This window comes from Sediminibacillus halophilus (assembly GCF_900103695.1).
Taxonomy (GTDB): Bacteria; Bacillota; Bacilli; order Bacillales; family Amphibacillaceae; genus Sediminibacillus; species Sediminibacillus halophilus.
Genome location: NZ_FNHF01000002.1, coordinates 472,799 through 494,542, shown reverse-complemented (window position 1 = coordinate 494,542; position 21,744 = coordinate 472,799). Strand labels below are relative to the sequence as shown.

At 41.7% G+C, this 21,744-nt stretch carries 17 protein-coding genes and 1 pseudogene; 13 read left to right on the top strand and 5 right to left on the bottom strand.

The features are described 5' to 3' along the window. Nucleotides 1–104: 104 nt before the first annotated feature. The 10 genes from BLR82_RS09390 to BLR82_RS09345 all read left to right on the top strand — a co-directional run bounded on the left by BLR82_RS09390 (nucleotide 105) and on the right by BLR82_RS09345 (nucleotide 12,681). The gene (locus tag BLR82_RS09390) at nucleotides 105–1,061 is read left to right on the top strand and encodes a sugar phosphate isomerase/epimerase family protein (RefSeq protein ID WP_074598734.1); all 957 of its coding nucleotides are present in this window, start codon (nucleotides 105–107) and stop codon (nucleotides 1,059–1,061) included. Between the two features lie 40 nt (nucleotides 1,062–1,101). After that, nucleotides 1,102–1,788, top strand: coding sequence for an L-ribulose-5-phosphate 4-epimerase (gene araD / locus BLR82_RS09385; RefSeq protein ID WP_074598733.1), 687 nt, complete (start codon nucleotides 1,102–1,104; stop codon nucleotides 1,786–1,788). A gap of 19 nt (nucleotides 1,789–1,807) precedes the next feature. Then, nucleotides 1,808–3,481 (top strand): ribulokinase, encoded by a 1,674-nt coding sequence (locus BLR82_RS09380; protein WP_074598732.1) that lies wholly within the window; start codon nucleotides 1,808–1,810, stop codon nucleotides 3,479–3,481. 90 nt (nucleotides 3,482–3,571) lie between these two features. Continuing rightward, nucleotides 3,572–4,999: a rhamnulokinase gene (gene rhaB / locus BLR82_RS09375; protein ID WP_074598731.1), complete on the top strand. Its 1,428-nt coding sequence runs from the start codon at nucleotides 3,572–3,574 to the stop codon at nucleotides 4,997–4,999. Further along, complete coding sequence (rhaA, locus tag BLR82_RS09370) at nucleotides 4,996–6,249, top strand: L-rhamnose isomerase (protein WP_074598730.1); 1,254 nt, start codon at nucleotides 4,996–4,998, stop codon at nucleotides 6,247–6,249. Before rhaB ends, rhaA begins: the two co-directional genes overlap by 4 nt. A gap of 351 nt (nucleotides 6,250–6,600) precedes the next feature. Further along, nucleotides 6,601–8,667, top strand: coding sequence for a bifunctional aldolase/short-chain dehydrogenase (locus BLR82_RS09365; RefSeq protein ID WP_074599093.1), 2,067 nt, complete (start codon nucleotides 6,601–6,603; stop codon nucleotides 8,665–8,667). Nucleotides 8,668–8,904: 237 nt separating this feature from the next. Beyond that, complete coding sequence (locus tag BLR82_RS09360) at nucleotides 8,905–9,666, top strand: DeoR/GlpR family DNA-binding transcription regulator (RefSeq protein WP_074598729.1); 762 nt, start codon at nucleotides 8,905–8,907, stop codon at nucleotides 9,664–9,666. A 141-nt stretch (nucleotides 9,667–9,807) separates the two neighbouring features. Beyond that, nucleotides 9,808–10,533: a (Fe-S)-binding protein gene (locus BLR82_RS09355; protein ID WP_074598728.1), complete on the top strand. Its 726-nt coding sequence runs from the start codon at nucleotides 9,808–9,810 to the stop codon at nucleotides 10,531–10,533. Further along, a complete protein-coding gene (locus BLR82_RS09350) occupies nucleotides 10,533–11,978 on the top strand; it encodes a LutB/LldF family L-lactate oxidation iron-sulfur protein (RefSeq protein WP_074598727.1) in 1,446 nt (481 codons plus the stop codon). Before BLR82_RS09355 ends, BLR82_RS09350 begins: the two co-directional genes overlap by 1 nt. Then, entirely contained in the window at nucleotides 11,959–12,681 is a 723-nt protein-coding gene (locus BLR82_RS09345; RefSeq protein WP_074598726.1) for a LutC/YkgG family protein, read from the top strand. The genes BLR82_RS09350 and BLR82_RS09345 overlap by 20 nt, the downstream gene beginning before the upstream one ends. A gap of 70 nt (nucleotides 12,682–12,751) precedes the next feature. Here BLR82_RS09345 and BLR82_RS09340 read toward each other — a convergent pair whose 3' ends face one another. From BLR82_RS09340 to BLR82_RS09325, 4 genes are all read right to left on the bottom strand, one after another. Further along, complete coding sequence (locus BLR82_RS09340; protein WP_074598725.1) at nucleotides 12,752–14,035, bottom strand: exo-beta-N-acetylmuramidase NamZ family protein; 1,284 nt, start codon at nucleotides 14,033–14,035, stop codon at nucleotides 12,752–12,754. A 246-nt stretch (nucleotides 14,036–14,281) separates the two neighbouring features. Beyond that, a complete protein-coding gene (locus BLR82_RS09335) occupies nucleotides 14,282–15,985 on the bottom strand; it encodes a serine hydrolase domain-containing protein (RefSeq protein WP_074598724.1) in 1,704 nt (567 codons plus the stop codon). A gap of 271 nt (nucleotides 15,986–16,256) precedes the next feature. Next, entirely contained in the window at nucleotides 16,257–16,448 is a 192-nt protein-coding gene (locus BLR82_RS09330; RefSeq protein ID WP_074598723.1) for a hypothetical protein, read from the bottom strand. A gap of 422 nt (nucleotides 16,449–16,870) precedes the next feature. After that, on the bottom strand, nucleotides 16,871–17,770 hold the full coding sequence (locus BLR82_RS09325) for an SDR family oxidoreductase (protein WP_074599091.1): 900 nt from the start codon (nucleotides 17,768–17,770) through the stop codon (nucleotides 16,871–16,873). 135 nt (nucleotides 17,771–17,905) lie between these two features. Between BLR82_RS09325 and BLR82_RS20585 the strand changes: the two are divergent. Next, nucleotides 17,906–18,289 (top strand): annotated as a pseudogene (locus tag BLR82_RS20585) (recombinase family protein); the annotation flags it as partial. A 273-nt stretch (nucleotides 18,290–18,562) separates the two neighbouring features. Here the strand turns inward: BLR82_RS20585 and BLR82_RS09315 are convergent. Beyond that, nucleotides 18,563–19,129, bottom strand: a complete 567-nt coding sequence (locus BLR82_RS09315; RefSeq protein ID WP_074598721.1) for a ribonuclease H-like YkuK family protein — start codon at nucleotides 19,127–19,129, stop codon at nucleotides 18,563–18,565. A 1,033-nt stretch (nucleotides 19,130–20,162) separates the two neighbouring features. On the opposite strand from BLR82_RS09315, the gene motA reads away from it, so the two are divergent. Both motA and motB read left to right on the top strand, forming a co-directional pair. Beyond that, entirely contained in the window at nucleotides 20,163–20,945 is a 783-nt protein-coding gene (gene motA, locus BLR82_RS09310) for a flagellar motor stator protein MotA (protein WP_074598720.1), read from the top strand. After that, the gene (motB, locus tag BLR82_RS09305; RefSeq protein WP_074598719.1) at nucleotides 20,942–21,706 is read left to right on the top strand and encodes a flagellar motor protein MotB; all 765 of its coding nucleotides are present in this window, start codon (nucleotides 20,942–20,944) and stop codon (nucleotides 21,704–21,706) included. Before motA ends, motB begins: the two co-directional genes overlap by 4 nt. Nucleotides 21,707–21,744: the final 38 nt, after the last annotated feature.

The following is a 21,744-nucleotide window of genomic DNA, read 5'->3' as shown; positions in this document are numbered from 1 at the left end:
GAATATCTAATAGAAAAGGGCCGGCTACTAGTAATTTTAATACTTTTGGCCGTGCTCTTTTTCTCTTTCTTTTCTGAACGCTTAATCGTGAAGGAGGAATTAATTTGAGGAAACAAAACTACGAACTTAAAACTGAAAGAATAAATAAAGCTTTTCAAAGATTGAAGGAAGAGCGACCTGAAAAAATGGAAACCAGACTGAATTTATCATGGAGTAACTGGGGGTTCGGTCTGGAGTCCCTTGAAGAGTCAGTAAAAAGACTAAAAAACGCAGGTATTGATTACATTGAGTTACACGGTAACCACTATGGTGCTGATCTTGGTTATAAAACAGATGAGACGCTTGATATTCTACGCCACTATGACATGAAAGTGTCAGGTGTTTGTGGCATGTTTTCTGCTGAAAATGATCTTTCTAGCAATGTCCCGGGGAAAAGACAAGCAGCCATTGAATATATTAAGAGAGAACTAGATTTTGCACATGCGGTAAATGGTGAATACTTGTTGGTTGTGCCTGGAGCTGTCGGACGTCCTAAGGCTTATGATGATACGGAGTTTGAAAGAAGTGTTGAAACACTTCGTGGCTTAGGGAATTTGTTTATCGAAAAGGGAATCAAAGCAGCTATAGAACCTGTAAGAGCAGCGGAGGTTAGTTTTGTACATACTATTGGAGAGGCGAAATCATACATTGAGGCAATTAATCATAAAGGCATTGGTCATATAAACGGTGATATATACCATATGCAGTCAGAGGAAGCGCATATAGGGGAGGCAATTTTAGAAGCCGGCGATCAATTGGTGAACTTACATTTAGCCGATAGCAACCGAGGAGCTCTCGGGGAGGGATTTATGGATATTGATACGATTATTAAGTCACTTTATCTGATCGGATTTAATCAGCCGGGAAAGTACGTAACACCTGAACCGCTTGGACCAGGGGGAGATCCTTATCCGGCGATGAATGCAAAACCAGATAAACAAAAACTGGATTTTTTAGTAAACCAAACATCAAGTTACTTTAGAGAGCGTGAGGAGGAATTATTGAGCATAGATAGAGGATAGTCTCCTCTGTCATGATTTAAGTAGGAAGGTGTTGTTTCATTTGCTGGAAAAATTAAAAGAAAAGGTTTTGCAGGCAAATATAGCATTAGAAGACTTTAATTTGGTTACTTTCACTTGGGGAAATGCCAGTGGAATCGATAGAGACAGTGGGTTGGTTGTTATTAAACCAAGTGGGGTCCCCTATAAAAATCTTACCAAAGAGAAACTTGTAGTACTAAATATGGAAGGGCATGTGGTGGAGGGTAACTTAAAACCGTCATCAGATTTGCCAACACATATCGAACTTTATAAATCGTTTCCTGAAATTGGGGGGATCGTCCATACTCATTCTCCTTGGGCTACTATATGGGCACAAGCCGGGAAATTCATCCCGCCGTTAGGAACAACACATGCTGATTATTTTTATGGCTCTATTCCTTGTACCAGAGCATTGACAGCAACAGAAATAAACAGAAACTATGAGCAGGAAACCGGAAAACTGATTGTGGAGACTTTTAAAGATATAGATTACCGTCAGGTTCCAGGCGTTTTAGTTAACAGCCATGCCCCTTTCAATTGGGGAGTAGATCCTCAAGAGGCTGTCCACAATGCAGTAGTTCTGGAAGAGGTATCAAAAATGGCCTTCCGTTCTCTTCAAATAAACAATGGTCTAAGACCTATGAATCAAGTTCTATTAGATAAACATTATTTAAGAAAACACGGAGTAAATGCATATTATGGCCAGTAGAGGATAAGGAGGCGCAATGATGACGGAAAAGTATGCAATTGGGGTTGATTATGGAACTGAATCAGGACGTGCAGTACTCGTCGCATTATCGGACGGGAGAGAACTAGAAGAACATGTAACGCCTTATCCACATGGTGTTATTGATAATAAATTGCCTGTTTCAGGGATTAAACTAGACCATGAATGGGCACTACAACATCCAGGCGATTATATAGAAGTTTTAAAAAAATCTGTTCCCGCAGTCCTCGAAAAATCCGGAGCGGCACCCCAGGATGTTATCGGTTTGGGAATAGATTTCACGGCATGTACAATGCTTCCAATAGATGCAGAAGGGGATCCGCTTTCCTTCCACCCAGAATTACAGGATAACCCTCATAGCTGGGTGAAATTATGGAAGCATCATGCTGCACAAAAGGAGGCTAATCAACTAAATGAGATAGCATCAGAAAGGGGAGAGGCATTTCTATCTAGATACGGTGGCAAGATTTCATCTGAATGGATGATTGCAAAAGCTTGGCAAATCCTGAATGAAGCTCCGGACATTTATGACAAGGCAGATAAATTTGTAGAAGCAGCGGATTGGGTAGTTTCGAAAATGACGAATACCTTTGTCCGAAACAGTTGCACAGCTGGCTATAAAGCAATGTGGCACAAACAAGAGGGCTACCCGGATAAAGAATTCTTTCGTGCTCTTGACCCAAGATTAGCGGACTTGACGGACACCAAATTAAAAGGGAAAGTTGAACCACTTGGTTCGAAGGCTGGAGTTTTGTCAGAGGAGATGGCTGCTCTTACTGGCTTGTGTACTGGAACTTCAATAGCTGTAGGGAATGTTGATGCTCATGCATCCGTGCCAGCAATAGGAGTAGTGTCACCAGGGAAGATGGTAATGGCAATGGGCACCTCCATTTGCCACATGCTTTTGGGGACAGAGGAAAAAGATATTGAAGGTATGTGCGGAGTAGTAGAAGATGGAATCATTCCTGGTTATTACGGCTACGAGGCAGGGCAGTCAGCTGTCGGAGATATCTTTGCCTGGTACGTAAAAGAAGGCGTTCCTGCTTATGTTCAGAAGACAGCAGAGAAAGAAGGAATGAACGTTCATCAATGGTTAGAAAAAGAAGCTAGTAAATATAAACCGGGTGAGACAGGGTTGCTTGCGCTTGACTGGTGGAATGGAAATAGGTCAGTACTAGTAGACACACAATTAAGCGGTTTACTGATAGGAGCAACCCTTCAAACTAAACCGGAAGAAATTTACAGAGCGCTTTTAGAATCAACAGCATTTGGAACAAGAAAAATTATCGAGGCTTTCCATAATAACGGCATTTCCGTTGATGAACTATACGCATGTGGTGGATTACCGCAAAAGAACAAATTATTAATGCAAATTTATGCAGATGTAACTAACCGAACCATTACATTAGCTGATTCTAAGCATACTCCTGCAGTTGGAGCAGCTATGTTTGGAGCAGTAGCAGCCGGAAAACAGAATGGCGGTTTTTCTAACATTGTGGAAGCTGCAAACAAAATGGCTAGAGTAAAAGAAGAAAAAATAATTCCTATTCCAAAAAATGTAGAGGTCTACGAAAGACTTTTCAGAGAATATGAGAAGCTGCACGATTATTTTGGCAGAGGGCAAAATAATATAATGAAAGAATTGAAGAGTCTGAGAGAAAATATTCAAATTTAAATAATTCAAGGAAGTGGAATAATCTCATCCAAAAAAGGTTTTTACTTCCCTATATCAAGCAGTTAAGCGCTTTCGACAGGAGGTGTAATAATGAGCAAATGCAGTATAGCCGTTGATATTGGTGCATCAAGTGGAAGGTTTATTGCTGGGTGCCTGCAGGATAATAACCTTAAATTGGAGGAAATACACCGGTTTGACAACAACTTGATTATAAAAGAAGGTCATTATTGTTGGGATGTTCATGCTTTATACAACGAAATTAAAACGGGAATCCGCTTATGCTGGGATAGGGGGTTACATCCTGAAAGCATCGGAATTGATACATGGGCAGTTGATTTTGTCTTATTAGATGAAAAAAACCGATTACTGACAGATGCTATCGCTTACCGCGACGCTAGAACGGACGGAATGATGGAGGAAGTTTTTAACTTCATTAGCAAAGAGCGTCTATATTTGGAAACTGGAATACAGTTTCAAAAATTCAATACAATTTATCAATTATACTCTCTAAAAAAGAGCAATCCGGAAGTTCTGGACCAAGCGACATCTTTTCTGATGCTTCCTGATTACTTCAACTACTTATTGACCGGAAAGAAAGTAAATGAATATACGAATGCTACCTCTACTCAGTTAGTAAATGCCTTTACGAAAAAGTGGGACGAAGATTTATTGGATTTGCTTGGAATAAATAAAGAAATGTTCTTAGAAATAAAACCACCGGGATCAATACTGGGAGATATGGAAACAGAGCTATCAAAAGAGCTTGGTATAGATATGAAGGTAATCCTCCCTGCCACCCATGATACCGGTTCAGCTGTGGTTGCCGTTCCGGAGGTGGATGATACGGTATATATAAGTTCTGGGACTTGGTCACTGATTGGTGTCGAGAACCCGTTTCCTATCTGCATTACAAAAGCTTTGGACTATAACTTTACTAACGAAGGTGGTTTCGGTTATCAGTACCGTTTTTTGAAAAATGTAATGGGATTATGGATGATTCAGGAAGTCAAGAGGAATTACAACGATCAATATAGTTTTTCGGAATTAGTGGAGTTGGCAGACAAAGCCTCTGAATTCAGAGCAAAGATAAACGTGGATAATGATCGTTTTCTGAAGCCGGAAAACATGATAGAAGAAATTCAAAAGGTGTGTCAGGAGACATATCAAGAGGTGCCTGGGACACCAGGTGAGGTAGCGAAATGTGTCTTTGATAGTTTAGGGGTTAGCTACCAAAAAGCTCTTGATCAAATTGAAGAAATATATGAGAAAGAATTTAAAAAAATTAATATTATCGGCGGCGGCAGCCAGAATGAAATGTTAAATCAACTGATTGCTGATAAAACAGGAAAAGAAGTTATAGCAGGGCCGGTAGAGGCAACGGCAATTGGTAACCTTGTTTCTCAGCTAATCACACTAGGAGAAATAAAGGATATCAAGGAGGCAAGAAACATTATTGGCCAATCCTTTGAGCTCAAAAGATATACAGCAGCCAGGCGAGAGGAGGAGAATGTAACATGAATATAAAAGAGCAATACGAAATGGCGAAAGAGGCATATGAGAGGTGGGGAGTAGATGTCGAGGGAGTATTAGATAAATTGCAAAGAATCCCTATTTCGATTCATTGTTGGCAAGGGGATGACGTCAGTGGGTTTGAAGTAAATAAGCAGGAACTCTCCGGGGGAATAGATGTAACAGGAAATTATCCCGGTAAAGCTAAAACACCGGAGCAATTAAGGGGAGATTTAGAAAAGGCTCTTTCACTTATACCAGGGAAACACCGAGTAAACCTGCATATGATTTATGCGGAAACTAATGGAGAAGTTGTGGAACGGGATCAGCTGGAGCCAAAGCATTTTGAAAACTGGGTGAACTGGGCGAAGGAGAATGGATTAGGGTTAGATTTCAACCCGACACTATTTTCTCATCCAAAAGCGGCGGATGGCTTGACACTGGCACATCCTGATAAGGAGATACGCGATTACTGGATCAGACATTGCATCGCCAGTCGCAAGATTGCGGAGTATTTCGGTAAAGAACTAGGTACATCTGCTTTAACGAATATTTGGATTCCAGATGGTTACAAGGATATCCCTAGTGACCGTTTAACTCCGAGACAGCGTTTGAAAGAGTCGCTGGATGAGATATTTGCTGTTGAAATTGATGAAAAATATAATGTCGATGCGGTGGAAAGCAAGCTGTTCGGCATCGGTTCTGAAGCATATGTTGTCGGTTCCCATGAATTTTATTTAGGATACGCTTTAAAGAATAATAAACTATGCTTGCTGGATACAGGACATTACCATCCAACAGAGGTGGTCTCCAATAAAATCTCGGCAATGCTTCTGTATAGTGATCAACTGGCACTGCATGTATCGAGGCCAGTCCGCTGGGATAGCGATCATGTTGTCATATTTGATGATGAGTTGAAAGAAATTGGTTTAGAAATTGTCCGAAACGGTGCCCTTGATAAAGTAAGAATAGGATTAGACTTCTTTGATGCAAGTATTAACCGGGTTGCTGCATGGACCATTGGAACCCGTAACATGATTAAAGCTCTGTTATATGCACTCCTTCAACCAAATGAGCACTTAAAACAGTTACAAGAAGAAGGTAACTTTACGGACCGTTTGGCTTTAATGGAAGAATTTAAGACCTATCCATTCGGCGCAATTTGGGATTATTATTGCGAAAAAATGGGAGTGCCTGCAAAAGAAACATGGCTGGAAGATATCAAACATTATGAAAACGAGGTTTTGCTGAAGAGATAATATACATGCGGATCAGTGGAGGATGAAGCTGGTCCGTTTTTTATTGGCGACTTTTGGAGGGATGGAGAGACTATTCCAGTATTCATTTTATTTTTAATTTCTATGAAAAGAAGCTAATCTGATCAAAAAACAAATTTTTGTTTATGTTGTTTTGCTTTTAAAACATATTTTATACCATTGGGGTTTCCGAGCTTAAGTTGCACTTTGTACTAGGATGAACAGTTACATTGTTACATATTTATTAATTTAAATAAAAATAAACAAAGATAAAAATTATAATTCAAAAACAAACAAACATATGTTATGATTAAAACAGAAAAGGAAACAAACCGAATAGAGGAGGAATTAATGTTGGTACAATATCGATGGGATGCAAGTAAAACTAACGATGAAAGCGGTTTAGAAGAATTGGTGTATCGCTCCAATTTATTGGGCTCAGATCGATCTGTTGCCAACTGGGGTGGCGGAAATACTTCAACAAAATCCATAGAAACAGACTTCCGCGGGAACGAAATCGAAGTTATGTGGGTGAAAGGGAGCGGATCTGATCTGGCGACAATGGGCGCGAAGAACTTCACCGGACTGAAAATGGAAGATATACGGCCCTTGATGGAAAAAGATGAAATGTCGGATGAGGATATGGTCAACTACTTGGCTCACTGTATGATCGATGCCAAGCATCCCCGTTCTTCTATCGAAACATTGCTGCATGCGTTTTTGCCATTTAAACATGTGGATCATACACATCCAGATGCTATCATCAGTATTGCATGTGCAGACAATGGAAAAGCAATCGCAAAAGAAATATACGGTAACCGATTCGTATGGGTGCCATATATCCGACCCGGTTTCAAGTTATCCAAAATGATAGCTGAAGGTGTCCAAAACAATCCGAATGCTGAATTGGTAATCATGGAAAAACACGGGTTGGTGACATGGGGAGAAACCTCTAAAGAAAGCTATGATAAAACAATATCAGTCATTCAGGAAGCGGAAGACTACATCGAAGCAAAAGCGAAGGGACAAACACTGTTCGGTGGACAGAAATATGAGTCTTTGTCAGCGGAAGAAAGAAAAGAAATTTTTGCTAAAGTACTTCCTGTTGTTCGCGGGCAAGTCAGCGGAAACAAAAAGATGCTGGTTACATACGACGACAGTGAAGATGTTTTGGATTTTGTAAACAGCGAAAATGCGAAAGAGTTGTCGCAAATCGGTGCGGCATGTCCGGATCATCTTGTGCATACGAAACGGACGCCATTATTCGTGCAATGGGATCCGAGCAGTGAAGATGTAGACGCTCTGATAGAAAGTGTGAAAGCCGGCATTGTTTCCTTCCAGGAAGAATACGAAGCATATTTTGAAAGAAATAAATCGGAAGGGGACCAAATGGTAGAAACAGCGCCTCGTGTTGTACTGATCCCAGGACTCGGCATGATTAATACAGGAAAGAACTGGACTGCAGCAAATGTCAGTGAGTCCCTCTATCACCGAGCGGTTTCTGTAATGAGGGGATCTACCATTCTTGGAAACTTCGTATCACTTAACGAAGAAGAGTCATTTGCAATTGAATACTGGCCGCTGGAACTATATAAACTTAGCCTTGCGCCACCAGAAGCGGAATTTTCCCGCCAGGTCGCATTTGTAACTGGAGGAGCCGGTGGTATCGGAAGTGCCACTTGTTATCGACTTGTTTCCGAAGGTGCCCATGTCGTAGTTGCAGATATCAACTTAGAAGGAGCAAAAGAACTTGCGGGTCAAATCAACGATCGCTTTGGTGAAAAGCGTGCTACTGCAGTGAAAATGGACGTTACCAAGGAAGAAGAAGTATCGGCTGCAATTCAAGATTCCGTTTTAACTTATGGTGGGTTGGACATTATTGTAAATAATGCTGGGTTGGCTAGTTCAAGCCCTTTTGAAGAAACAACGATGGATAAGTGGAACTTGAACATGGATGTATTGGTAACCGGCTACTTCCTCGTTGCAAGAGAAGCGTTCAAGTTGATGAAAGACCAGGCAATCGGTGGAAGCATGGTTTTCGTTGGGTCAAAAAATTCAATCTATGCAGGCAAAAATGCAGCGGCTTACAGCACTGCTAAAGCAGCGGAAGTACATCTTGCCCGCACCGTGGCAGCAGATGGAGGCCAATACGGCATCCGTGTCAATTCCGTCCTTCCAGATGCCGTTATCCGTGGTTCGAAAATCTGGGATTCTGAGTGGAAAGAAGAAAGAGCTTCCTCCTATGGAATCGGAACAGACGACTTAGAAGAACACTATCGAAAACGTACCATATTGAATGTGAACATCCTGCCGCAGGACATTGCGGAGTCAATCGCGTTCCTTGCTTCATCCAAGTCAGCTAAGACTACAGGATGCATGGTAACAGTAGATGGCGGTGTAGCAGCAGCATTTACAAGGTAAAGGTAAGCCGTGGGGATGATACCGCGGGGTAACAGCGTTTATTCCGGTGTAACCGCCCCTGTCTATCCTGCTTTAAAAAGAAAAATGAGATATTAAACTGAAAATCTGGCAGAGGGCAAGGTCCTTATTAATCGGAGATCCCCTCTATGTCTGTGTTGCGGAACCGTATTTTCCTGTTTAAAATGAGGAGTAAATTAAACCGTCATATTAGAGAGGGCATGAAAGTAGGGGTAGGAAGTGTTAGTTGCAGAGAGGCAACAAAAGATAGTAGAGGTTGTAAATGAACGTAAAAGTATCCGTGTTTCCGAGCTCAGTCGTATATTTTCGGTTACAGAAGAGACAATCCGCAGAGATTTGGAAAAATTGGAGACAGAGCAGAAGTTGGCAAGAAGCCATGGTGGAGCTGTTAGCATAATCCCGGATGAATCGGCAGAGCTTTCATTTTCCGAAAGAGAAATAACCAACGTTAAAGAAAAGAAGGAAATTGCTAATGAGGCCGCTAAACATGTCATCGAAGGGGATAAAATCATGCTGGATGCCAGTACAACTGCATGGTATCTGGCAAAAGCCCTGCCTGACATTCCGGTTACAGTCCTTACGAATTCGATTAAAGTAGCGATGGAACTGAGCAGCAGGAAAGAAGTAACTGTGATTTCGACCGGAGGAACATTGCTGTCTAAATCACTTTCTTACGTCGGGCCTTTGGCGGAATCTTCTTTGGATACTTACCATGTAAATAAAGCATTTATTTCTTGTAAAGGATTCCACCTCGATAAAGGAATCAGTGAGTCAGACGAACAACAGGCAAGGATCAAGAAAAAAATGATGGATAATGCTGACTCCGTTTTTATAATGATTGACCATAGTAAATTTGGTGTGCGGGCCTTTTCACGGCTTAGTGGTATAGAAGCTATTGACCATGTCATAACAGATGGAAAAGTGGATACGGCAATCTTGCAGCAATTGTCTGACAGATCATTAAATTTGATTAAAATATAATAAGTGCTCGGAAAATAGCAATGTTTTTTATGGATAAGAAAAATTCTCTTAGAGAAATGACTACCAGCCAGCAATGGAGTTTAAGGAGGGATAGTGAGAAGCTTTTTGAATGCGTCACCATTCATGGCAGGAGGGGAGAAAATGAAAGTTTCTATATTTATTACTTGTCTCGGGGATGTATTTTATGTGAATGCCGGTAAAGCGACGGTGGAGTTACTCGAGCGGTACGGATGTGAAGTGGACTTCCCGGAAACACAGACTTGTTGCGGTCAGCCTGCTTATAATAGTGGTTACCATGAAAAGACAAAAGCAGCTGCTAAAAATATGATTACCGCTTTTGAGCATTCGGAGTATGTAGTTTGTCCATCCGGTTCATGTGCTTATATGTTCCGTGAATATGAGGAGTTATTGCAGAATGAACCAGACTGGAAAGTAAAGGCGGCGGCATTAAAGCGAAAAACGTATGAACTCACCCAATTCTTAACGGAGATTCTACAAATAGAAAACACCGGAGCAGAATTTCATGCTAAGGCCACCTATCATACATCCTGTCATATGACTCGTTTACTTGGTGTGAAGGAGGCTCCATTAAAACTATTGAGCAATGTCAGCGGTCTAGAGATGGTTGATTTACCGAATCGCCATGATTGCTGTGGCTTTGGAGGAACCTTTTCCGTTAAGATGCCGGAGATTTCCCAACAAATGGTGGACGAAAAAGCTCTCCATATTGAAGAAACAGATGCTGATGTGTTGATCGGAGCAGATGGGGGTTGCCTCATGAATATAGGAGGCCGTTTGAATCGACAAAAGAAACCGATAAAGGTGATGCACATTGCTGAAATTTTGAACAGTCGGGGGGATAACTGATGCCATTGCATGTTGGAGAAAAAGCATTTAAGAGCAGAGTTGAAAAAGGTCTGGGAAATGAATTCATGCGAGGCGCCGTCCGTTCCGCACAGGGCCGACTTCAGGACAGTCGTTCCCATGCAGCTGAAGAATTAGGGGACTGGGAAGAATGGCGCAATCTTGGGCAGGAAATCAGACAACACACAATGGAGAATCTCGATTTTTATTTACAGCAATTAAGTGAGAAGGTAGCAGAAAGAGGTGGACATGTTTACTTCGCCGAAACGGCTGATGATGCCAATCATTACATCAGTGAAGTAATTGAAAAGAAAAAGGCACGGAAGATAGCCAAGTCAAAGTCAATGGTAACAGAAGAAATAGCCTTGAATGATATTTTGGAAGAACAAGGTTGTAACGTAGTAGAAACGGATTTGGGAGAATATATCCTCCAAATCGATGACCATGATCCCCCCTCTCATATCGTTGCCCCCGCTCTACACAAAAATAAAGAACAAATCAGGGATGTATTTAAAGAAAAGCTTGGGTATCTCCATACAGAGAAACCGGAAGAACTGACATTATTTGCCCGAGAACAATTACGAAAAGAGTTTCTATCCGCGGAGGTCGGCATCACAGGATGTAACTTTGCGGTTGCAGAATCGGGCACTTGTGCTTTGGTAACGAATGAAGGGAATGCTCGAATGGTTTCCACTCTCCCTAAAACGCAAATCACTGTGATGGGAATGGAAAGAATTGTTCCTACATGGGAAGAACTTGATGTACTAGTCAGTCTTTTGACAAGAGCTGCGGTTGGTCAGAAGTTAACCAGTTATGTGACTGCATTAACAGGCCCAAAGGAAGAATCGGAAGGAGATGGACCGGAAGAATTTCATTTAGTCGTTGTCGATAACGGACGATCCAAAATATTAGGAACAGAATTCCAAGAGGCTCTGCACTGTATCAGGTGTGCTGCTTGTATCAATGTTTGCCCTGTTTACAGACATATAGGAGGTCATGCTTATGGATCTATCTATCCAGGGCCCATTGGTGCTGTACTGACACCATTATTGGCGGGCTATGAGGATTATAAAGAATTGCCATATGCTTCTTCTCTCTGTGGTGCTTGTACAGAGGTATGTCCTGTAAAAATACCATTACATGAGTACTTAATTGATCACCGGAGAAATATTGTAGAGAAGGAAAACAAATCAAACTTATCTGAAAAATTGGCGATGCAAGGCTTTCATAAACTAGCAGGTTCAGCCGGTCTTTTTAATATAGCGACAAAAATGGCTCCTTTCCTCGTTACACCGTTTGTCAGGGATGGAACTATTTCCAAAGGGCCTGGACCGCTAAAAGCTTGGACCGGCGCTCGAGAGCTCCCATTGCCACAAAAAGAACGTTTCAGGGATTGGTTCAAGCATAGAACCAAAGGAGGACAACACATTGCAAAGAGGGGAGATTAAAAACAGGGAAGCATTTTTAGATAAGGTTGCTGGTCAATTGGGACGGAACCGTAGGAAAGATAATGTTATCCGGCCAAAATGGAAACATCAGGTTCAATGGAAAGTGCTTGCGGACCTGACAGAAAACGAGCTTGTTGATGTATTGGAGAAGCAATGCGAGGTAATCCATACGGATTTTATCCGGACCACAGAGAAAGAGTTGGATGCTAAGATTTTACAAGTGTTACAAGCGTATGGTGTTAAAACAGCGTTGACCTCGGATGACTCGCGTTTTTCCAGTTTCGGCTTAACAAATAAGTATCAAGATTGGAAAAACAGTAGTGATATTGATGTTTTTAAATGGGACATAGAAAGCCCTGGGCAAAGCCGCCATTTGGCAGAGCAAGCTGATGCAGGCATTACGTTCAGTGATATCACCCTGGCGGAATCTGGTACTGTCGTTCTATTTAGTAGCGATGGTAAGGGACGGTCTGTAAGTTTGCTTCCTTCTACTTATATTGCCATCATTCCAAAAAGTTCTCTGGTTCCAAGAATGTCCCAGGCAGCGAGAGAAATCCACCATCAGATAGAAAGTGGCGGACGGATATCATCATGCATCAATTTTATTAGTGGTCCGAGCAACAGTGCTGACATCGAAATGAATCTAGTTGTCGGTGTTCATGGTCCGATAAAGGCTGCTTATATCCTTGTGGAAGATAGATAAAGAAGAAGCCATTAATTTGTCATGGTATAAAAAAACAGACCGTCCATAGGGACGGTCTGTTTCTTTCAATCTAACGATACAACAAATATTCCTCTCTAACTTCTTTAAAAGCATTCAGTTCGTCCTGCCACTCGGCTTTCATTTCCTCAACGGATTGGCCGTTTTCAATCGCTTCCCGAATCCAGCCATTTCCAATCAGGTTATCGAAGAAGGAGACACCGTTGCTATTTTCGGCACGGAAGGCGAAATCATCTGGGTACATATCATGAATCGTTTTAACCAAGTGAAGTCCGGTTTCCACTGGTTTAAAGCTGTCTCTGTCTGTCACATGGATTTCAACACCGTTTGAAAGTTCACCGCTATGTTTCGAAAAACTTGGGGTAAACGATGCAGCCCGGAAGGTGACTCCTGGGAGTTCCAAATCATTCAAAGCTGCTGCCAATTCGGTACTGTTGATGAAAGGGGCACCGATCAGCTGGAACGGTTTTGTCGTGCCTCTGCCTTCTGAAACGTTCGTCCCCTCAATTAATGCTGCGCCGGGATACACCAATGCTGTATCAAGCGTCGGCATGTTCGGAGATGGGAGGACAAACTCTAATGGCGTTTCATCATAGTATTCGTTCCGATTCCAGCCGTTCATTTCGACTACGGTCAAATCAGCACCAATGTCATATTCCGTGTTGAAAAATTTTGCAAGCTCTCCGACAGTCATACCATGACGCAACGGAATCGGATAATTTCCGACGAAGGAAGCATAATCAGGATCAAGAACAGGGCCTTCTACCTTCTCCCCGCTGATTGGATTTGGCCTGTCAAGCACGATGAATGGGAGATCGTTTTCAGCAGCTGCTTCCATGGCATAGGCCATCGTGTAAATATACGTATAGAAACGTGTTCCGACATCCTGAATGTCAAACAAAAGCACATCAATATCTTCCAGCATTTCTGGTGTCGGTTTCCTTGTTTCCCCATAAAGACTGTAAACAGGTAAACCGGTTTGTTCGTCGATATAGTATTCGACATAATCACCCGCCTGTGCACTTCCGCGAACACCGTGTTCTGGACCATATAAAGCTGTCAGCTCGACATCTGGATCATTATGCAACAAATCTACAATACTATTAAGATCCTGGTCGACGCCGGTTGGATTGGTGATGAGGCCCACTTTTTGTCCTTCAATTAACTCCTTCTGCTCATTCAACAGTTGTTCAACGCCGAGTTGGAATTTATGCGGGTTGCCTTTTCCTTTATCTTTTCCATAACCGTGTCCATTTCCATTGCCATTTGCAAATACGACGGTTAGCGAAGAAAGCAAAAGAACGAGAGCAAACAGCGAGACAAACGTTTTCTTCACATGAATCCACTCCTCAATTCGTTTTTAGTATACGTATAACTGCTTTTTTACTTGGAAATTCCGCTGCGGAAATATCCTGGAATTCCCGCAAGTGGCTGATGAATTTCCTCTGGCCTCGCTTGCGGGTTCTCTTCTAAGCCTTTCCTCCAGCAAGAGTTTGGGTATTTCCTCCGTTTTCATCTTCTAGTTTCCTAGACTCAGGATTAAGATGACCTTAATGCCATCGGAATGGAAGTAATAGATTCTTTAATAGTTGCGTTCAACCCAGCCATTACTTTTTGTTTCTGTAGGGATGTTTTTACCTTGTTCAGAAGTTAAGTGGATATTATGCACATACCAGCCTCTTCCATTCACACTTCCGTCTGTTTCATAACGGAAGCGGATATACCTTGTACCTGCCGGCAGCTGGATTTGCTGGTGCTGCCAATCAACACTGCTTCCATTGATTGAGTCTAACTGTGTCCAGTCTTCGCCATTCTTGGATGACTCGATATAACCGAAATCGTAATTGGTTTCGGTTCGGTACCAAGTATCAAACCTTAACAAAGCTGGTTTCTCTTCATTCCATTCAATAGTTAATGAGCGATCGAGCTGACTGCCATATCCGGCAAACCAGGCATCTTTTTTGCCGGGGATGGCTACAGGAATTGCATCTGCAACATGTTGGGCAAACTGTCGTCTTACCGGGTTGGTCGATACGGTGTCTCTGCTGGGGTGGACGCGGTTTGTCAGCAGGATAGCAATCGTATCATTGTTCCGGTTGATGACAATCGAAGTGCCGGTGTACCCTGTGTGGCCAAGAGTTGTTCCCTCAGATAGTGCATCCATATACCAGCCCTGTCCAAGTTCCCAGCCTAAACCATGGCTGTCTCCCGGGAATTCGGGAATTTGATTTTCCATAAGCAATTCCACTGTTTCGGGCTGTAAAATTTGTGAGCCGCCGTATCTCCCTTCATTGAGGAACATATGGGCAAATACAGCTAAATCCTCGGCTGTTGAGAATACGCCGGCATGTCCGGCAACACCATCGAGGGACCAGGCGTTTTCATCATGGACCTCTCCCCATACCAGTCCACGGTCGGGAACAGCCTGGTATTCTGTAGCAGCAATTCGATCTTTTAAATCGGTTGGTGGATTGTACATGGTATCGTCCATATTTAACGGCTCCGTTATATTTTCATAGACAAATTGATCCAGACGCTTGCCGGATAATCTTTCAACTAATCCTCCGAGCGTAATCATGTTCAAATCACTATAGGTGTACTGCTCACCGGGAAGGGCAGTTAGTCCCGATTGATAGACAAGTTCCATTCTATCTTCCCGGTTTTCTCCCTCGGTATAAAGGGGAATCCAGGCAGGAAAGCCGGATGTATGGGTCATTAGTTGTTTAATGGTAACGCTTTCTTTTCCGTTAACCGCAAATTCAGGTATATAATTGGAGACAGGGTCATCCAGCTCAAAGTAGCCCTCTTCATACAATTTCATTGCAGCAGTGGTTGTAAATATTTTGCTAAGTGAGGCTAAATCAAAGATGGTATCTTCTTTCATGGAAATGGGATTTTCCATTTCGGTATGGTTTGCATCCGAGTAGCGGGCTGCATAACCGTATGCTTCGTGCTGGACGATATGTCCACGCCGTGCAACCAATGTAACGGCACCTGGCATCGCTTGTTCAGCGATAAATCCGTTGATCGTTTGGTCGATTGCATGAAGCGGCTGTTGGACCATTCCTGCTCCCCGGGCGTTTCCAGGATGAATGACTGGTGGCAAATTCCCTGGTTGATCCCAGGAAAAAACCGGATGGGCCACTGGCTGCGAATGTTTATTTAATTTGGTTTCGATTGAAGGTAAATGTTTGTCTGAGGTGCGGGAATCTGCGGTGACGATAGCGGGTATGAGAAATGATGAACAAATAACGACTGTGCAAAAAGGGATGAAGTATTTTTTCATGCGTCCTCCTTTTATCTCCATATTTCGTATTTAGATACGTTTCTGTTTCGAGAAGTACCTCCTTTCGATAAATAACTCTTTCTCTTTTTCATTTTATTAAAAGATTAATATAGTTGTCTATACCGAATAAGTCCCTATTGATAGAAAAGAAACTATTTCTAAAGGTATATTTACACAGGTATAAGGGATTATTTTTTCGACAGGTTGATGTTACGGGGAAGGATGGCCTACATAAAAAGCAGGCCTGCTGAAATATGTTTATTTAAAGGATTTAATAGTAGGAATGGGCGGTTACATTATTTCCTTCATACCTACCAATAATGCCAGGGTCCTCAATAAGTTGATCCTGATCCAGGTTTTCCTCATCGTCTGACTCAATCATTTCTTCTTGTAATTCAAAATCCTCTTCAAATTCTTTCTCATCATAATCGTCTACCAATACATTCAACAATTTTTCAAGCATTCGAATCACCTCATTTATAGGATGGGAGGGTACTTTTCGTGGTATACCCGTAATTTTAGCAATTTAAAATGAAGTGACTATAAATGATTCGAAAAGATCAGGTTAATTTAAGGGAAATCGGTACAAGTACCCCCATACTACTTTTATTAAAGAGGCTATTCCTGAATAAATTAATCATCTTTCTTTTCAATTCTATAAGTTATGATAGCCTACTAATCCAAAAACAAGGGCACCAATGATAATAGAATCACTCATGTTTATAATTATGTCATCTTTCCGCATATTATCTGTAATTTTTATTAATAGCCCTCCAAAGGAAAACCTTCATCGACCGCAAGCAATTTTTTAGCTATTTCCAATATAAGTTTGACCACTTATTCACTCCTAGGGTATTAGATTCCCCATACTTTCTAGCCAATTTATCAAGTAACGATCGAGCCCCCATTAACGAAAATAATTTTTCCTGACATGTATGAGCCATCGTCTGAAGCCAGCAGCACATATGCAGGAGCCAACTCAAACGGTTGCCCGGGGCGTCGTAACGGTACATCCGTTCCAAATGTGGTTACTTCTTCTGCCGTAAATGCAGATGGAATTAGCGGCGTCCAAATCGGTCCGGGTGCTACTGCATTAACGCGAATGCCTTGATCGGCAAGCGAGAGGGATAAAGAACGCGTAAAGGAAACAATGGCGCCTTTGGTGGCCGTATAATCAATCATGAAGCTCATTCCTGAAAAAGCGGTGTCTGAGGTCGTATTTATAATGGAGCTACCTGCACGAAGATGAGGCAACGCAGCTTTTGTCATATCAAAAAACGATATTATATTCGTTTGGAATGTATTAATCAACTGCTCTTTCGTAATACCCATAATGCTTCTTTGATGAAACTGCACACCGTGATTATTGACTAGAATATCCAATCGTCCGTAGGTTTTTATTGTTGTTTCCACAACTGAATGACAGTTTTCCTCTAGTCTTAAATCCTTAGCAATGGGCAAACATTGACGGCCCAAACTGTTAATGAATTGCTTCGTGTCAGCTGCATCTTGGTGTTCATCGAGATAAGCAATGACAAGATCTGCACCTTCCTTGGCAAAAGCTATAGCGACGGCCCGACCAATCCCACTGTCCCCGCCTGTAACAATCGCCACCTTATTTTTCAACTTCCCGCTACCTGTATAGGTAGGATTTTCTGATAGCGGGTGAGGATTCATCAAATATTCAAAACCTGGTTGCCTATTTTGATGCTGTGACGGAAAGACGACAGGGACGTTGGTACATTGCTGCTTCCAACCTAAATATGGATACATGGAATAAGGCATGGTTTTTTCTCCCCTCGGATTCAATTTCATACCCCACCTTATTCCATTGGATTAATTAATATACGAAAAATACATCAATTAAAATGCAGTTTCACCCTACAGTTGCTTCAATTATGCTAAAAGGTGAGGATACAAATGAAATTTGGTTACATGCGCGTTTCGACTATTAATCAAAATTTGGATCGTCAAAAAAAGACAGCTTGAAGAATTTGGATGTAAAGGCATCCTTTTGGAGAAGGTAACAGGAATGTCCGGCCCTAAATCGTATGCTGGAGTTACTTCGACCCGAAGACACCATATTTATCTCGTTCCACGTAAGGACTGATGTGGATACAACAACGGGCATGGAATAATATGTTTACTAATTTTGCAGGCATTGCCCAATTTGAGCGAGATCTCACTTCTAAACGGGCAAAGGAAGGCATTTTAGCTGCAAAAAAGGGGGGGGGATATCCTGGAAGAACAAAAGCTGATGAAGAAAAGATCAACTATGCCCTATGTCTTATAAACCAAGGGGTGATAACAGACGGGCTATGTAAGCACATGTTAATTCATAGCCATGAATTCAACTATGTTGAGGATAAGTTGTACCAACAATATAGAGGATTAAAAATTACTATAGAAACAGGTGGTGCCTGTAGTTAGTACACGTGAGAAAGAATGTTTTAGCTACAGTATATTTTATGCTAATTTTCTTCTATATGGTAACATGAGTAAGGTAACCTTTTCAGCTAAAGAGATAAAAGCACTTCTTACAGGCGTTTCCATTGCGATTATAAAGCAATGAATTATCTAGATGGAAAATTTCTCTGGTGTTTTTGTATATCGATTGGCATAGCCAGAAGCAACGAATGCTTCTGGTTTCACTACTGGTTCCCATCCAGAAGCTTTGATACGGGACATCATTTCCCCGGCCAAAAAACGGGAGAGAGATCGTTTTTCCAATCCTACATCGATATGCCCTTCCATGGTCAGGGAACTTCCATGGTAAAGGTGGGGCAGGATGATATCGATCAATTGTTCTTTTTTCTTCTCATCAAATAAATAGGCGACTTGTTCGGTCAATGATGTTTCCATGGAAATCTTCTCGTGCAGATTCATATACTTCCGTGGGAAAATAGTTGGCAGCACACATCCCCAAGCTCCTTTTCCTTTGCGTTGTATAACTATCCCGGTTACAAAGAGCGTGTGCGATCGATACACTTGAGAATCCGTTCCAACCATCAAGCGATAATTTGCGGCAGGGTCTTGTTGCATAAAAGTAATGATACGTTTAAAGACCGCTTCAAAACTTAACTTTTTCTCGGTTAGGTTCATAAAGTGATGGCTTGGAGGGTAAGGCGCTCTGCCTTGTTTCATCTTATCCAACTCCTTTTTTGGTTAAGAAACAAATGGTGGATTTCACACAAGGCTTTTTATGTAATCATGACCAGTTTTTCTTATTCTATTCTTTAAAAATTGATTGGTGTCCTACTTAGGTATTGCTAATCCAAGTATATGAGCATTGTTAAACAACATGCTTACTAGTCATGTTGTCAATTCCGTCGAAAATATTAGGAAAATTCCAACCTTAGATGTATGACAGATTGAGAAATCCATGGCATAATAATGGAGAACAATATATTTTTCAAAACAATGCACGAGTACTCCGATAAGTGGCCTCCCCGGCGATTTTCCGATAACTCGTGCATTGTTTTTGTTTTTGAAGGATGCGCTAAAAAACTGTGAAAAAATGTTAATAACACAGTACCTGTAATGGGAAGTTCAAATGTCTATTCAAAAGAGTGGTTAACCACCGCTTCGGTAACATACTTTGCTTTTCCGCAGGCACGGCTTCAGCTAACTTGGTAAAGAAAACCACTTTACCAAGCGGATCTTCAGCTCGCGCTTTTTCCTTGAAACCCAACAGACTTCTTACAAACGGTTGTCAGGAAAGGCGTGCTTTTCTCCCTGGAAAACAGTTGGGATTCCGTCTTTTCTCCTTCTCTTGGACTTTCTGTTTGTTTTCCTAGCTATGTCTTTTGATAAGACGTTTCTTGCAAGTTAGGAAGACAAAGAAAACTATCACAGTTTATATCAATTACGCCAGTTAACAGCAAAAAAGCATGCAAAAAGAGCTTTCTAAAATGTTTTTTTGCAGCTCCTTCTTTTTCTCCTCCTTTTCTCCTTTAAAATTGCTATTTTCCATCCGATAAATAATATGAGGAAGAAATTCGCCTTTATTCGACATGGGGCGATTCCGCTGTGGTTTTGTAGTCACAGTACATAGAATAGGTTTTTCAGTAGAGTTGTTGGTACTTACCAAAACTCGAAGGAATTACTGTTTTTAAAGAGACATCAAAAATAAAGAGTTGTTTAGGCATAACAACAGGAATCGATATGGGGGAGAATAATGGACAAAACATCTTTTGGAGGAATATTTTTAGCGATTATTGCAGTTGGAGTGGGGATGGTGTTAAAAGGAGTGAGTCCTGTAAACTTGCTCAATCCTGCGGCCCTTTTGATTATCTTTCTTGGTACCATGGCTGCAGTATGTATTGCCTTTCCGCTCGAAACGCTGAAAAAGGTACCGGCACTATTCAAAATCATCTTTACAGAGCAAAAAACCGAAGATGTAAAAGATATTATACCGATGTTCACGGATTGGGCGAATTTGACCAGAAGAGAAGGAATCTTGGCTTTGGAAAACCATTTGGATGAAATTGAAGATCCTTTTTTGGCATCTGGTTTGGAGTTGGCAGTTGACGGACAGACACCAGAATTCATTCGCGATGTTTTATTGGAAAAAATAGATGCTATCGAAGAGCGTCATCAGGAAGGAGCATCCATTTTTACCCAGGCGGGTACATATGCTCCGACATTGGGAGTATTAGGAGCTGTTATCGGATTGATTGCTGCCCTTGGAAATATGGAGGATACCGAGGCATTAGGACATGCCATTGCTGCTGCTTTTGTAGCGACCTTGTTTGGTATTTTTTCCGGTTATGTACTATGGCATCCATTTGCCAATAAACTGAAGGAAAAATCTAAAAAGGAATTGCATGCAAAACGTGTCATGATTGAAGGGATTTTATCCTTGACTACTGGGGATTCTTCCCAAGTGATCAAGGGGAAATTAAGCTCCTATCTCTCACCGAAAGAGTATGCCGAATTTGAGGAGGGAGAAGAACAGTGAGAAAGAAAAAGAAGCATAAGGAGGACCATATTGATGAAACCTGGCTTGTCCCTTATGCCGACTTGCTGACGCTTCTCCTTGCGCTGTTTATTGTATTGTTTGCCATCAGTAAAGTCGACCAAGAAAAGTTCGCTGAGCTGGCCAATGTAATGCGAGGGGAATTCTCAAGCGGCGAAGGGATAATGGAAAACGGCACAACGATTTCCCCTGAAGAACAACCCTTGGTCGGTGAAGAGCAGGAGGAAAAGGAAGAAGAACAGCAGGAAAAGGCAGAGGATGAAGAGAAAAAAAGAGCGGAAATTGAGAGGCTCGCAAAAATCCAGCAAAAAATTAATGGATATATAACTGAAAATGAATTAACGGATGTGCTGGACACGAATTTAACCGATAAAGGTTTATTGATTTCTATCCTGAATGATGTTTCTTTTGATTCTGGAAGCGCGGAAGTGAGCGGGGATGGGCAGGAAATTGCGAAAGAAGTTTCCAACTTTTTGTACACTAATCCTCCGCATGAAATCACAGTCAGCGGACATACAGACAATCAGCCTATCCACAGCAGCGAATTCAAATCGAACTGGGAGTTAAGCGTCATGCGTGCAGTCAATTTCATGCGGCTGTTATTGGGCAATGAAGACTTGGATGAGCGATTGTTCAGTGCAAAAGGATATGGAGAGTATGAACCAATCGCTCCGAACGACAGTCCACAGAACCGGGAGAAGAATCGACGGGTGGAAGTATTGATTCTGCCAAACTATGAATGATAATAACGAATACAAAACCCCTGCCGATAACGGCAGGG